Origin of the sequence: Edaphobacter sp. HDX4 (assembly GCF_036877565.1) — a bacterium.
Lineage (GTDB): Bacteria > Acidobacteriota > Terriglobia > Terriglobales > Acidobacteriaceae > Edaphobacter.
The window spans coordinates 1-626 of record NZ_JAEDXW010000054.1 but is presented as its reverse complement, the minus strand read 5'-3'; the positions used below and the strand labels follow the sequence as shown (position 1 = coordinate 626).

General features: G+C 54.2%; 1 pseudogene. It reads left to right on the top strand.

Annotation, left to right across the window (positions count from 1 at the left end):
- Positions 1–276 precede the first annotated feature (276 nt).
- Positions 277–626, top strand: a pseudogene (locus tag JAO29_RS23110) (hypothetical protein); the annotation flags it as partial.

Sequence of the window (626 nt, the reverse complement as noted above, 5' to 3'; positions counted from 1 at the left end):
CCGCCGGCATTTCCATTCAACATTGCGGATAACAAGTCAGTCGCAGCTCAACCGAACAATGAAGGTCAAAAGTTAGCGACGACGCTTGCGGCCCTCAACCCTCCCAGAGAGTATTACCAACAATACTTGAGCACACAGAGGGCGAACGCTGACATGTGGCACCCACCTCAAGGTTTACACGCGTTTCTTCGTGCATTCTTCTACGTCAAGAGTGGTGACTGGCCGGGAAATGAGCCACATCCGTTAAAGTCGCGGACTGCCACGGAACTTGCACAGATGCCCACCTATTACGTTATGGATCTCGGCAAGACGATGCCTCAGACCGTTGCTCCATTTCTGCCGACCGCCGCCGAAGTCGCGGCCTGCAAATGGCTCACCGAACCAGAGCTCGGAGTCTATACGGAGGAATACGACCGTACCGGATTTCAAGGCGCGCTGCAGGCGTATCGCGTCTTCTCTGATCCAGCACTGAATGCTGAGTTGCGCCTCTTTTCAGGCAAAACAATCGATGTGCCATCACTCTTCATTGGCGGGAAGAGTGATTGGGGCACCTACTCGGCACCAGGTGCACTCGATCTGATGAAAGCCAAGGCAGCAACGAGGATGGGAGAGATTGAGCTCATTGA